11 protein-coding genes are annotated in these 13,343 nt (G+C 54.6%); 3 read left to right on the plus strand and 8 right to left on the minus strand.

The window, feature by feature from the left end:
* Positions 1–68 precede the first annotated feature (68 nt).
* A complete protein-coding gene (locus CAP48_RS18250; RefSeq protein ID WP_100699302.1) occupies positions 69–1,661 on the minus strand; it encodes a class I adenylate-forming enzyme family protein in 1,593 nt (530 codons plus the stop codon).
* A 136-nt stretch (positions 1,662–1,797) separates the two neighbouring features.
* Between CAP48_RS18250 and CAP48_RS18255 the strand changes: the two genes are divergently transcribed.
* Positions 1,798–2,778: a tripartite tricarboxylate transporter substrate binding protein gene (locus tag CAP48_RS18255; RefSeq protein WP_161495302.1), complete on the plus strand. Its 981-nt coding sequence runs from the start codon at positions 1,798–1,800 to the stop codon at positions 2,776–2,778.
* Between the two features lie 115 nt (positions 2,779–2,893).
* On the opposite strand, the gene CAP48_RS18260 is transcribed toward CAP48_RS18255, so the two are convergent.
* The 6 genes from CAP48_RS18260 to CAP48_RS18285 form a co-directional block, all read right to left on the minus strand.
* Positions 2,894–3,844, minus strand: coding sequence for a serine hydrolase (locus tag CAP48_RS18260; protein WP_100699304.1), 951 nt, complete (start codon positions 3,842–3,844; stop codon positions 2,894–2,896).
* 10 nt (positions 3,845–3,854) lie between these two features.
* The gene (locus tag CAP48_RS18265; protein WP_100699305.1) at positions 3,855–4,853 is read right to left on the minus strand and encodes an ABC transporter ATP-binding protein; all 999 of its coding nucleotides are present in this window, start codon (positions 4,851–4,853) and stop codon (positions 3,855–3,857) included.
* Positions 4,847–5,839 (minus strand): ABC transporter ATP-binding protein, encoded by a 993-nt coding sequence (locus CAP48_RS18270; RefSeq protein ID WP_100699306.1) that lies wholly within the window; start codon positions 5,837–5,839, stop codon positions 4,847–4,849. Before CAP48_RS18270 ends, CAP48_RS18265 begins: the two co-directional genes overlap by 7 nt.
* Positions 5,836–6,675 (minus strand): ABC transporter permease, encoded by an 840-nt coding sequence (locus tag CAP48_RS18275; RefSeq protein WP_100699307.1) that lies wholly within the window; start codon positions 6,673–6,675, stop codon positions 5,836–5,838. Before CAP48_RS18275 ends, CAP48_RS18270 begins: the two co-directional genes overlap by 4 nt.
* Positions 6,672–7,610, minus strand: a complete 939-nt coding sequence (locus CAP48_RS18280) for an ABC transporter permease (RefSeq protein ID WP_100699308.1) — start codon at positions 7,608–7,610, stop codon at positions 6,672–6,674. Before CAP48_RS18280 ends, CAP48_RS18275 begins: the two co-directional genes overlap by 4 nt.
* Before the next feature lie 113 nt (positions 7,611–7,723).
* Positions 7,724–9,232, minus strand: coding sequence for an ABC transporter substrate-binding protein (locus CAP48_RS18285; protein ID WP_100699309.1), 1,509 nt, complete (start codon positions 9,230–9,232; stop codon positions 7,724–7,726).
* Between the two features lie 142 nt (positions 9,233–9,374).
* On the opposite strand from CAP48_RS18285, the gene CAP48_RS18290 reads away from it, so the two are divergent.
* A complete protein-coding gene (locus CAP48_RS18290; protein WP_100699310.1) occupies positions 9,375–10,262 on the plus strand; it encodes a LysR family transcriptional regulator in 888 nt (295 codons plus the stop codon).
* A gap of 395 nt (positions 10,263–10,657) precedes the next feature.
* On the opposite strand, the gene CAP48_RS18300 is transcribed toward CAP48_RS18290, so the two are convergent.
* Positions 10,658–11,062 carry a YchJ family protein gene (locus tag CAP48_RS18300; RefSeq protein ID WP_100699519.1) on the minus strand — a complete coding sequence of 135 codons (405 nt, stop codon included), beginning with the start codon at positions 11,060–11,062 and terminating at the stop codon, positions 10,658–10,660.
* 250 nt (positions 11,063–11,312) lie between these two features.
* On the opposite strand from CAP48_RS18300, the gene CAP48_RS18305 reads away from it, so the two are divergent.
* Positions 11,313–13,343: a TonB-dependent receptor gene (locus tag CAP48_RS18305; protein ID WP_100699312.1), complete on the plus strand. Its 2,031-nt coding sequence runs from the start codon at positions 11,313–11,315 to the stop codon at positions 13,341–13,343.

A 13,343-nucleotide genomic window follows, 5' to 3' on the forward strand; every position in this document is an offset into this window, starting at 1 on the left:
AGATTAGTCAGGCGTACTATGCCCTGCTGGCAATTCCATTCAAACAAAAGCGTGTCGCGCACACCGCTTTACCCTTGCAAATCCACTGCCCTGGCGCGTATTTGGGCATCATCGCGCAAAACTGCTTTGGCAATTTTATGAGTCGGAGTCAGGGGCAATGCATCCAGCAAAGCCACATAACGCGGCATTTTGATGGCGGCCAGTCGATCCGCACACCATGCCGCCACGTCAGATTCGCTCAGCACCTCGCCCGGCCTGGCAACAACGGCCACAAAGATATCGTCCTCGCCCATGTCGGAAGGCACGCCCAGGGCGGCAACCTGAAAAACTTTCGGATGTTCGCCAATCACCATTTCAAGTTCAGCCGCCGCGATATTTTCACCGCGCCGCCGGATAATGTCTTTCTTGCGGGAAACGTGAAAATAAAACCCGTCGGCATCTCGCCGCACCAGATCGCCGGTCTTGAGCCAACCGTCATGAAAGGCTTGCTGCGTCTGATCGGGGTCTCGGAAATAGCCTTGCATCACAATGGGCGACTTCACCCATAGCTCGCCAACCTGATTCGTCTCGACATCACAACCGTCATCATTCACGACCCTGCATTGTGCCCATTGCATGGCCGGATCCGGATGGGTGCCAATGATGCCCATGCTGCCGGGCTTGTTCGGCTGCCCGTAAGGGTTGCAGGTCACGCCCGGGATCTCCGTCATGCCAAAGCCCGAGAATAAATCGTCAATACCAAATTGCTCCCGGAACACGTCAGCGGCCTTCTTGCGTACGCCATATACAACGCGAAGCTGGTGATCGGAGCGGAACTCAGACCGAGAACGCGCACACAGAATGGTGCCAATCGCTTCGATAATATTGACAATGGTAGCCCCGTGTTCAGCAGCCGTATCCCAGAAGCGCGTCGCCGAGAACCGCGGCTCGATAATCATGCTGGCCCCCGCAGCCAGCACACCGCCTACAGAATAGAACAGCGCATTGATGTGGAAAAAAGGAAGAATGATCATCACCCGGTCGTCCGGCTGCATATGCAGACGCGCCACATTCGCCTCGCCGGCCAGCAGGAAATTTCGCTGACTGTGCATCACGCCCTTCGGATACCCCGTCGTGCCCGAGGTATAAATGATGACGCAGGTATCAGAGGCGCTACCATTTTCTCCAAGCACAATGTCAGGTGCATTATCGATGGCTTGCTCAAGAGAGGCATCGTCAGGCGATTTTTGACCCCACAGCAAGGCCCATGGCTTTTGCGCCATGGCTTGCGTAGCCTGCTCAATAGGTTTAAGCAGTTCGGCCTGCGCGATGATGGCTTTAACGTCGGCATGGTTCAAGGCATAAGTTAATTCGCGGATGCTGTAATCCGGGTTGACCGGCACCATGGTCGCGCCAAGGCGAGCCAGCGCAAACAACGCCAGTAGATGGGATATGTCATTGCGCCCCACGACAGCCACGCGGTCGCCTGGGCCAATGCCCCGCCCTTTTAGCACGCGCGCAAGCCTGTCATAACGCTCGCGAAATTGTCTCCAGGTAAGCGATACTTCCGACTGGATAATAAAAGTGTCGTCTTGCCTGTTTTGGCAACGACTTGAAAATGCCTCGTGTAGCGTCCCGCCGTGAGGGGGAAAGCTGCGCAGAACGTCAATCGGACTTTTCATTACCAGTACCCCGAACGTGGGAGAGTATATGTAGTTTACTTTAAATACACCTTAGTGCACAATAGTATACAGCTGGATCCTTGAGGTTTGATCACTCTACAAAAAATGACAAATGCAAACTATGCAATGGAGAGACATGATGAAACACCTATTAAAGGCAGTACTACTGGCAACTTCGCTCCTGACCACGGCCGGTTATGCCGCAAGCGCGAGCGACTACCCCAATAAACCAATACGTATCATCGTGCCCTTTGCTGCCGGCGGGGGCGGCGACTTTATTGTGCGTGCCTGGGCGGACAAGTTTTCCGCCGAGGTCAGGCAGCCCGTGGTTGTTGACAACCGCGGCGGCGGCAACACCGTGATCGGCACTGAAGCTGTGGCCAAAGCGGCACCTGATGGCTATACCTTGCTTATCGTCAGTCCCAGCTTTGCGACCAATCCCACGCTGCTGCCCTCACTGCCCTATAAAACGCCGGAGGATTTCATGCCCGTCGGACTGGTTATTACCTATGCCATGGGGCTGGCGGCGCGCTCGAGCCTGGAAGCCGACGATATTCAGACGCTGCTTTCCAACGCCAAAAAGGATCCCAGGCAATTGACAATTGCCACGTCGGGCGCTGGCTCAGCCAGCGATCTGGCTGCTGAGCTGTTCCGTGAGGCCACACAACTGAATTTGCTGAAAGTGCCCTATCGCGGAGCCGGGCCGGCCTTGTTGGACGTCGCAAGCGGACATGTCGATATGACATTCACCGGACTGTCCCAAATCAAGGGACAACTGGATAACAAGCGCGTCAAACTACTGGGAACTTCCGGGAGCCAGCGGCTGCAGTCGGCGCCCGATACACCAACAATCGCAGAGCAGGGTCTGAAAGACTTCGAGGCTCTGGTATGGTGGGGGATTCTTGCGCCTGCAGGCACACCGTCGGACATTGTTGTGAAAATAAACAGCGCGCTCAAAAAAAGCCTTGCCGATCCCGAAGTCGGCAGACGACTGGCCGTTATTGACGGCGAAGTCCAAGTTTCGTCACCCGAAGCGTTTCGCGACCTGATCAATAGTGAAATTGCCCGCTGGAGAGCGATTTTGAAACCTGATGCGAAAAACACCGCAGAGCGCTGACTCAACCAGCGCGCATAACGGCGCAAAAGCCATCGCAGTGGAAGCGTCCTAGAACACGGACGCCGCAGGCCGCCGCCCAATGGTGCTTGACAAGCCGGGCATCCTGATTAATCTGTCAATACTGCGCAAGTATCTGCATTAGCGCCTGGCCGATCTGCGGCAGAAACAAGATGTCTTCCGACACCGCCTTGCCATGGGAAAAAACCACAATCGTGATGGCGCCGTAGGCATTGCATTGAGCTTGCGACAACAGAAAGTGGGCACTGTCGTGCCGGTTGTAACTGGAGAGCGCATCGCCGGTCCAGCCGTTCCACCCCGCCTTGGAATAGTATTGCAGATTCTCAGGCAAACGCTCTCCCAGAAAACCGTTTACCTGAGAATGCGGAAGGCTTTTGAAGTTCTCTGCCAGAGATCGTTTCAGGAACTGCGCTGCCGCCAGGCTTGTCGCGGAATCCAGGAACCTGCCGGTACAAATTTCACTAAGCAGGCGTGCCACAAAATCGCTACTAAGGCAGTTGTGATTATTCTTTCCATCCAGTGTGACAAACCGTTTTTCCCTGCCGTAGCGATCATCATCCATCAACTTCTGGCAGATATTCATTTCCCGGGCCTCGGGCCAGCCCAATTCTGCAAAAAACCGATTCACGCCCTGGCGCTGCGCTATCCATTGCGCCATCTCCGCATCCGGCAATAGCGTGTCTCCGGTAGTTCCGGTCAACAAGTCAATCACATAATTGGTCGCATTATTGCTAGACCACATAATCATGTCCGTGATAGCGCGATTCAATTCAGGATGCGGCGTTATTTTACCGTCACGCAACGCCGCCTGCGCTGCCGCCAGGTACGCCACCTTGACAACGCTGGCCGGGTAAAAATGCCGTTGCCCCTGCCATGAAAATCCTTCCAGACTTCCGCTGGCCTGCTGGCCCGGATCCGACCGCGGAAACAAATGCAACGTCAGGCCCGAATCGGCCACATCATGGCCAAGCGGCACAAAGATCTGCCGGGCAGACGACAGCAGTTGTTGTCCGATTTGCATTGATCGTTCTGTCTGATGGTAATACATAAAGAATTTCCTAGATTTGCGCCAATCTTATGCATCTGGCGCGGTGCGTGCCCGAGACGGGCGTCAAGTCCGGATGGCTTTGCCCGCAAGCCGGTATTACATAAGGACAACGACTGGAAAACGCGCAGCCAGCAATAGTCTCATGCGGATCGGGCAATTCACCCTCCAGGATGGAGGACGGGGTCTTGATTGACGGGTCGGCAACCGGAATGGCGGAAAGCAACGCCCGCGTATACGGATGCCGGGGCGTGGAAAAGATATCCTCTTTTGTCCCTTCCTCTACGATCTGGCCCAGGTACATGACCAGGACACGGTCGCTCACGCGTTTGACCACGTTCAGATCATGGGCCACAAACAGGAAAGCCACCCCCAATTGTTGCCTGATATCCTCGAACAAATTGATAATCTGCGCCTGTACAGAAGCATCCAGCGCAGAAACCGGTTCGTCCGCAATCACCAGTTGCGGCCTGACCGCGAGCGCCCGCGCAATAGACACGCGCTGGCGCTGACCGCCACTGAGAGCGTGTGGAAATTTCTGCTTCAGCGACTGCGGCAAGCCGACAATGCCCAGCAGGCGATCAACCGCGGTGTTCAATGGGCTTTTATCGTGCGCCGCTTTATGCGTGGCCAGCGCCTCTTTAAGCAGACGCCCGATCGTAAACCGGGGATTGAGCGACGAGTAGGGATCCTGGAACACCATCTGGATTTTGGTGCTGCGCTCGAATCGCGAAAACGCGTGCATTGGCCTGCCATCAGACCAGGTTACCGTCCCGCCCGATGGCGGTTGCAAGCCGACGATGCATTTTCCCAATGTACTTTTGCCACAACCGGACTCTCCGACCACGCCGACGATCTCGCCCTGACTCACCTGTAGCGATACGCCCTTGAGGGCCTGCAGCGCTGTTGTCGATTTGCCGCCAAGCCAATCGCCAAGCCGGCGATTGCCGCCGTAACGCTTTTCCAGCTTGTCCACGGTCAGCAGAATCGGAGACTGTGATTGAGTTACCACAATATTTCCTCCTTGCGATGACAGGCGCACGCATGCTCGCGGGTCAGTTGTTCATTATCAGGAATCTCGTTATGACATCTGTCAATCGCAAACCTGCAACGGGGATGGAAACGGCATCCCGCCGGATACTGTCCGGCGGCCGGAGGTTCGCCCGGAATGGGCTCCAGCTTATGCTCGGGATCAACATGCGCCGGCAGCGCATTAAGAAGCGCACGGGTATAGGGATGGCGTGGATTGGCGAAAATCTCGGCCACACTACCGCTTTCCACAATCTTCCCTGCGTACATTACCGCCATATCGTCACAATGCTGGGCCACAACGCCCAGATCATGCGTGACCAACAGGACCGACATGCCTATGCGTTCACGCAGATCGTGCAGCAGCCGCAGGACCTGCGCCTGAATCGTCACATCCAGCGCCGTCGTGGGCTCATCGGCAATAAGCAACTGTGGCGCACAGGACAGGGCCATGGCAATCAGCACCCGCTGGCGCAGGCCACCGCTTAACTCATGCGGCCAGGCACTGAAACGACGCTCGGGCGAGGTAATGCCCACTTCCCGCAACAGCCCCACCACTTTTTCGCGGACCTGGGTCGATGACAGGCCGACATGATTGCGCCGTACAATTTCGGCCACCTGATCGCCCACCCGCATTGTCGGGTTCAGCGCTGTCATGGGATCCTGGAAAATCATGGAGATCTTTCGACCCCGAATGCCTGCCAATTGCTGGTCGTCCATGGCTGCCAGATCTTTGCCGTCAAAGAGAATACGCCCTTGTTCAATCACAAACGGCGAGCCGCCGAACAAGCGAATAATCGAACGACAGGTGGTACTTTTGCCGCATCCGGACTCTCCGACCAGCCCGAACACCCGGCCCTTTTTTACCTGGAATGTCACTCCTTCAATAGCCATTTGTGCTCGGCCACGCTGGCCAAAGCCCGCATGCAGGTTCTCCACCTGCAGCACCTGCTCTGCTGCCGCATTCATAATTTCACCCTGAGCTGATTATCGATGCCGTCGCCCAGCAGGGAAAACGTCACGCCGATATAAATGATCATGATGCCGGGAAACACAGAAATCCACCACGCATCGAATATGTAGTTGCGGCCTTCGGCAATCATGACGCCCAGCTCCGGTGTGGGCGGCTGGATCCCCAGGCCCAGAAACCCCAGGGAGGTTACCGCCAGAATCGTCAGGACAACATCGGCCATCATGAACACAATAGCAGGCGTAATAACATTGGGAAGAATGTGCAGGAACAGTATTCGCAAGTGGCTGTATCCCATTACCCTGGCCGACTGAACATATTCTGTGGTCTTGACCAGCAGCACTTCGCCGCGCACAATCCGCGCAAAAGAAATCCAGACTACCAGCGTAAAGGCCAGGTACATGTTCTGAGTACTAGGGCCAAGCGAGCCGACAATCGCGATAACCAGCACATAAAACGGGAAAGCCCACACAATATCTACAATGCGCATGATCAGCGTATCAAACCAGCCGCCAACATAGCCTGAAACCAGCCCGATCAGCGAGCCAGTCACAAATGGAATTAACACGCAAACCGCAACAATCTCAAGATCTGTCTTGAGCGCTTCAATTGCCCGCCAAAACACCGGCCGACCCAAGTCGTCGGTGCCGAACAGATATTGCAATGTCGGGCCCTGCAGGCTGCTATCAAAATTGATTTCAGACGTGTCAATCTTGAATACCGCTGGAACCACGTAAGTGACCAGGATCAGGAAAATGAACAGGGCAAGACCGGCCCACAAAGAATAATTCTGCGCCAGCCTGCTACTGCGCCAGCCACTCAATATTGCGTTCATGATAGTTCCACCCTTGGGTCGGCCGCGACATAAGCCAGATCTGCCGCCAGGTTGATCAGAACTACCAGTACTGCAAAGGTCACCGTCAGCCCCTGCACCATGGGATAGTCCCGTGCAGCAATGGACGAGACCATCAGCCCGCCCAGGCCCGGCAGCGCAAACACGGCTTCAACCACAACTGTGCCGCCGATCACCCAACTGGTATGCACTCCGAGCACCGAGATTGTCGAGAGCAGCGAGTTGCGAAAGACATGACGCCGCAAAATCTGCATGCGGCTCATGCCTTTGGCGTAGGCAGTATCAATGTAGTCGGCATTGAGAACCGCAATAATCGAACTTCTGAGGGAGCGAACCGTTAGCGCCGCCGTACTCAATGCAATCACCAAGGCAGGGAGAAACAGCGAGTGCAAAAGACCAGAAAATCCACTATTTAAGCCCGACACCGGAAAGATCGGGATATAGACCGAGAATACCAGCACAAGCAAAATGCCAAGCCAGAAGGCCGGCATAGACATAAAGCAAATGAACAAAAACTTGATCAGGTTGTCGGTCGGCGAGTTCTTGCGCAGCGCAGCCAGGAAAGCCAGTGGTATGGTCAACACAATCGCAATAACGGTGCTATAGCCGACCAGCGCGAGCGTGACCCACAGACGCTCAAAAATCAATGGTCCCACAGATGACTTGAAAGCGATAGACGTGCCAAAATCGCCCTTCAGGCAATTGACCAAAAACTGAAAATACTGGATTAGCAACGGCTTATCCAGACCGAGCTGCCGTTGCAATTGCGCTATATCTTCGGCGGTGCCACGGCTACCCAGCAACAGCGTTGCCGGGTCTCCGGGCATCACCCGCAAAAGCAGAAAAGCCAGGATGGTGATGCCCAGCAACACCGGGATTAACTGCACCAACCGCAAGACAATAAAACGCAAAATCACAAGCCACTCCTGTTCAATCCTGGAATCGTTTTGCTTACTCTACCCGGACCTGTTCAGCCCTGGGTTCGTATTGCTTACTCTACCGGGATCTGCTCACCCTAGATTTGTTTCGCTTACTTCACCCGGACCTCTTCAAGCCGGTAGTTTGATGTGGGAAGCACCTGGAACCCTTCGACATTAGAACGGTAGGCGTAAGGCACACCCTGGTGGTACAGGAAAATGAACGGCACTTCTTTATTAATGATCGCCTCGATCTCCTGGAACATGCGTCCGCGTTCGGCGCCTTCAGGGGTCTGGCGCTCTTGCGCATATAATTCGTTGACCCGATCGCTTTTCCAGTTCGTATGCATGGCATTGGCCCGCTCGGGATTGACGGCGGTAAAGCCGATCAATTGGTCAGGGTCAATCGTATCGCTGGTCGTATAGGCAAGCGACATTTCATAATTGCCGGCTTTGGTCGTCGTAAACTGAGAACCGCTCTCGATGGTTTGCAGCTGAATCGTCACGCCGATCTTGCTCAGGGCATTCTGGATCACCTGTCCCACCTGCCGCGAAGTAACGTTGCCCGATGGTACAAGCAGCGTCGCCTTGAAACCATCAGCCAGCCCGGCTTCAGCAAGCAATTGCTTGGCTTTGGCCACATCATAGGGGTACGGCTGGATATCAGTATTGTGATGCGCCATGATGGGCAAAGAGGACGAAGCCGGCTCGCCATTTCCCTTCAATACCCCCTGAATAATCGTTTGCTTATTGACCGCGTAGTTCAAGGCCTGGCGAACACGAATGTCATCAAATGGCTTTTTGCTGGTATTGAGCTGCACCAGGTCGGTGCGAAACACCTTGGCCACGGCTGTCTTGATATTGGGGTCGTTCTGCAGCATGGCCACCTGGTTAAAGGGAATATCCATGGCTGCATCCAGCTCGTTGGCTTTCAGTTTCAGAATGCGCGCATTATCGTCGCCGATAATTTCCAGGGTGGCGTGCTCCACAGCGGGCTTGCCCTCTTGCCAGTAGTTCGGGTTTTTATCCAGGGAAACGCGTTGCCCCTTGTCCCAGGCCTTGAGCGAGAAAGGCCCGCTGCCGACGGGGGCCTTGAAAAAATCCTCGCCCTTGCTCTGCAGTAGCGCTGCGGGCAATATGGATGCGGAAAACAACGCCAGGTTATTTAGCATCGGCGTAAAAGGCGCATCCAGACTCAATTTTACTGTTCTGTCGTCAACTTTTTCATAGCCGGTAATGGGCTTGAAAAATCGGGCCCAGCCGGATGTTTCTCCGGCAGCCCGCTTCAGGGAAAAAATCACATCGTCGGCCGTTACCGCCTGGCCATCACTGAATTTGGCGTTTTCCCGCAAATGAAATGTGTAGGTTTTGCCATCCGGACTGATTTCCCACTGGTCGGCCAGACCGGCCACTATTTCTGTACCATCGGCAGAGGGCCGCACCAGTTGATCGTAAATCAGCAATTGCGTCCAGATAGACGGGTTGTCGCTAGAGGCAATCGGATCGAGCGTGAGCAGATCCTTTGACAGGCCCAGGCGGAACTGGTCCGCCGCAGCGTGGGCGACATTCATCGCACAGGCAAAGACAATGCCCATTTTCAATAGGGAACGAAATCTGATCATAACGGCTCTCCGGGTGACACACCTAAAAATGGCAAATAGGGAAGATGCTGCTCTTTGCAGGCTATTGTGCAGGCAATAGCAATAGCATGCAAAGGAAAAAAGTTATATCATCCATGAATAAAACTCATACCCTGGAGCGCAGGTGAAACTCAGACATATCGAAATTTTTCATGCCATACGCACCACTGGCTCGGTCAGCCGGGCGGCTCGCCTGTTGAATATTTCACAATCCGCAGTCAGCAAAACCCTGGGGCATGCTGAGCTACAGCTGGGTTTCCAGCTTTTTGAACGGGTAAAGGGTCGGCTCAAACTGACGCCAGAGGCGCAGTCGCTCGCCCCCGATATTGAAAAAATGATGCATCTGCTGGAGCATATCCGGTCATTGGCGACCAATATTCACCAGCATCCGGCAGGCTCGCTCAAACTGGGCTGCCTGCCCAGCCTTGGCCTGCACCTGATGCCGCGAGCCGTGTCGCTTATTCGGCAAAGATATCCGGATATCAACATTGAAATAACCACGGGACATGAATCGGAGCTGATCCGCAAGTTGCGTTCACGCGAAATCAATATCGCGTTCACTTTCAAGCCGAACGACTATCCGGACTGCATGGTCTCCACCATTGCGAAAGTGAACATGGTGCTTGCCGGTCCGCAGAGCGGGCACATAAAAGACCCGCGCCAGGTCGATTTCAGCAAATTGATCACCTACTCTGAGGGTGATCCGGTGACGCGCATCATAGAATCCATGGCTGTCCCCAATCAATTTACCAATCAAGTCAAGGTCGAAACGTATTACGTAGCTGCCGCCATCGCTGAGTATGAAGATCGGCTTGCGATTGTCGATGAATTTACGGCAAAGTTCGTCCTGGAGGATCAATCCCGATACATTCATTTTGACCCGCCCATCACGCTCGAGCTGGTCGCCATCTACCGCGAACAGGGGCCGCCTAGCACTCTGGAAAAACAGTTTATCGGCGGCGTGCGTCGTCTGGTCAGGCACGAGCACGCATACGGGCAGCAAACGCGTTAATAAAACAGAACCCAATAACAAGAAAATGCAATAACAAGAAAAGTTCCGGCACGCCGGGCAACGCTTTTTGGCAAATGATTTGCTATAGCGCCATTTTCCAACAGACCCAGGTAAATCTGCATGTGTTTTGGCGGGTTGACTCACGCATTTTGCATGAATGGCAATCGGGTAACCCTTCATTTATACTGGTCGGCGACGGGCGCTATCGCGCCAACTGTAGCCAGGCATATCGCGGGGCTTAAAGAGTATCCCGTTGTGAATATTTTCCAGGGTGGCAAACATACCCAGAATTCGCACATTCTGCTTTGCCCAAAGTCGAAGTCGACAAGCTGGCATGTCGCAGGTCAATGTCTGGCGACAAAGGATATTGATCTTCGCAATATGTTAGCCGGTGATTAGACCTGCCCGTCTACATAAAACCACCGTCCGTCTTCCCGCACAAACCGGCTGATCTCATGTTGTCGGCTTGCGCGCCCGTTCTGGCGGAATCGGGCGACAAACTCTACCGTGGCATGATCATTGTCCTGCAGCATATGGCGCCGTACATCCAGTCCCAGCCATTTTGTCCCCGGCGCATTCGGTTCCAGCGAGGCTGGCCGGGTGCTGCTGTGCCAGGTATCGAGCAGATAATCGAGCTCGTCCAGCACAAAGGCGCTGTATCGACTGCGCATAAGGGTTTGCGCATCGGGCGCCAGAAGGCGAAGCGCGCCGTGGTGCCAGCGCTGGCAGCAGCTTTCATAGCTTGCTGAACTGCCGCAAGGACAAGGCGACTGTGCTGAAAACGATTGATGTTTCTTCACGACGAAATACCGGTTTGCAAATTGAATACTGGAGTATAAACGCGGCATGCTACCTTTTCCGTTGACCCGGCTTGATATCCAGCAGCAACCCAATCCAGCAGATTATGTTCCCGCTTTTACCGGTATGACGACTTTCATATAAATTACTCCAGAATTCATACGCTTTAAATAAGACTCATTATCACTTGATAATCTACAATCTTATATTCTTGCCGCGTCGGCAATGCGTATAGATTTGTAGGTGTCATTGATGAGAAAAATCCGATCTTCCTATTGTGAAGCCGCCTGGCCGGCGTTAGCGATTTGCGCGGCTTGGACATTACCGGTGCCGGCGCTGGCGCAGAGTGTGCCACCCTCCCATCAGCAACAGACCACGGAATTGGCCCCCATTACGGTAACGGCAGAAAAAACCAGCCGTCTGCTGGAACAGGTGCCCGCAAGTATTGCGGTCATCGACGGCCTGGACATCGAGCAGACAGGCATCCAGCGCATGGAGCAGCTAGAGGGCCGCATGCCCGGTCTTTCCTTTCAGCCCTTCGGTCAGTCGGGCCTGAACTCGCCGGTCATGCGCGGCGTAACCGCAAACTTTAATACTTCGTCTACGTCGGTATTGATGCTGGTCGATGGCGTGCCCACGTTGACGGCCCAGGGATTCGAAAACAGTTTTTTGGACCTGGATCGCATTGAGGTGCTGCGAGGCCCGCAATCGACCTTGTATGGACGCAATGCCGAGGCCGGTGTGGTATCCATTCACACCCAGCCCATGGACAATACTCCAAGAGCTGCGATATCCGGTGAATTTGGAAGCCGCGCCAAGCGTGCGGGCAGTTTTTCGCTAAGCCAGCCGATTACACAAGATACCCTGTATGGTTCCATTTCCGGTAGCTGGTCCAGCCAGCACGGCTTTATTAATAATTCCCATACGGGAAAAAAAGACGACAGGCGCGAACGCGGCAACCTGAACATCGGCCTGCGCTGGACGCCGACACCGGCCACCGACGTGGTCTTGCGTTATGCCCGGCAAGAGTTTCATGATGGTTCGGCCCTATGGGGCAGCCCCAGCGCCGAACGCAACGAAGTGGCATCTGGAACAGCGGGATGGAACAAATCTGTCGGCCAGACTTTCTCGCTGAGCGCCTCGCATCAATTTGCCTCTGGGCTTACGCTGCGCTCCATCACCGCCTATAACGACTATCGGGATCGCGTCCAGCAGGACACAGACTTCATGCCCATGGACGTTCTTCATGTTGGGCGTGATCATCACTTTCGCAATCTGTCGCAGGAACTGCGGATCGAAGGCAAGGCGGGCAAGGCAGACTGGCTGGTCGGCGTGTATGCGGACAAGCAGGACAATGACCTGGTCAATATTTCAAAAACGATGATGGGCAGCAGCCATCTGCAAGTCGGTCAAAAAGGCAGCTCGCTGGCCTTGTTTACGCATTGGAACGTCCCGCTTTCGGATGCGTGGACCGTATCGCTGGGAGGGCGCATTGAGCGCAACAACGTTTCAATTGCCCCTGACGACAAGCAGAAAATGAGCGAGGGCTGGACACATTTCTCTCCCAAGCTGGCATTGCAGTATCAGATGACGCCAGACCACCAATGGTATATCAGCGTTGCCAAGGGGATACGTACCGGCGGCTTTAATGTGGTGTCTCCTGCGGCCAACTTTATGCCGTACAGTCCGGAGAAAACCCTCTCGTACGAGACCGGGCTCAAGGGTTCGTTCGATAACCGCCGCGGACGCTATTCAATCGCAGCCTATTACATGACCGTGCGTGACATGCAGGTGATGCAAATGCCCACTGCCGGCATGATGTATATCACCAGCGCTGCCGCTGCAAACGCCAAAGGGATTGAGCTGGATTTTGACTACATGCTGGCACCGGGTTGGCGCGTCAATGCGGGCCTGGCCTGGAATCACACCCGCTTTGAACGCTTTCAGGATGGCATGGCCGATTATTCGGGCAAACGTAATCCCTTTGCACCTGACCTGAGCGGCCATGCCGGCGTACGCTATACCTCTTCAAAAGGCTGGTACGCGCAGGCGCAAGTTGTGGGCACCGGCAAAGTGTATTTGGATGCAGCCAATAAATACAAGCGCAATGGCTACGGACTGATCAATCTGACGGCCGGCTATGCCGGCAAGAATTGGGAAGTGGCAGCCTACGTCAACAATGCCGCCAATAAAAAGTATGACGCCGTTGGTTATCAGAATGGCTTTGTGACCGTATACAGTCCGCCGCGCGAAGTGGGCATGCGCCTGACGTGGCGTCTTTAA

The organism is Advenella sp. S44 (genome assembly GCF_002810445.1).
GTDB lineage: Bacteria > Pseudomonadota > Gammaproteobacteria > Burkholderiales > Burkholderiaceae_B > Advenella.

What these genes read in the sequence shown, in the direction of transcription:
- CAP48_RS18255 (WP_161495302.1), top strand. Translation starts at nt 1,798, where the DNA reads ATGATGAAACACCTATTAAAGGCAGTACTACTGGCAACTTCGCTCCTG.
- CAP48_RS18275 (WP_100699307.1), bottom strand. Translation starts at nt 6,675, where the DNA reads ATGAACGCAATATTGAGTGGCTGGCGCAGTAGCAGGCTGGCGCAGAAT.
- CAP48_RS18285 (WP_100699309.1), bottom strand. Translation starts at nt 9,232, where the DNA reads ATGATCAGATTTCGTTCCCTATTGAAAATGGGCATTGTCTTTGCCTGT.
- CAP48_RS18260 (WP_100699304.1), bottom strand. Translation starts at nt 3,844, where the DNA reads ATGTATTACCATCAGACAGAACGATCAATGCAAATCGGACAACAACTG.
- CAP48_RS18270 (WP_100699306.1), bottom strand. Translation starts at nt 5,839, where the DNA reads ATGAATGCGGCAGCAGAGCAGGTGCTGCAGGTGGAGAACCTGCATGCG.
- CAP48_RS18305 (WP_100699312.1), top strand. Translation starts at nt 11,313, where the DNA reads ATGAGAAAAATCCGATCTTCCTATTGTGAAGCCGCCTGGCCGGCGTTA.
- CAP48_RS18250 (WP_100699302.1), bottom strand. Translation starts at nt 1,661, where the DNA reads ATGAAAAGTCCGATTGACGTTCTGCGCAGCTTTCCCCCTCACGGCGGG.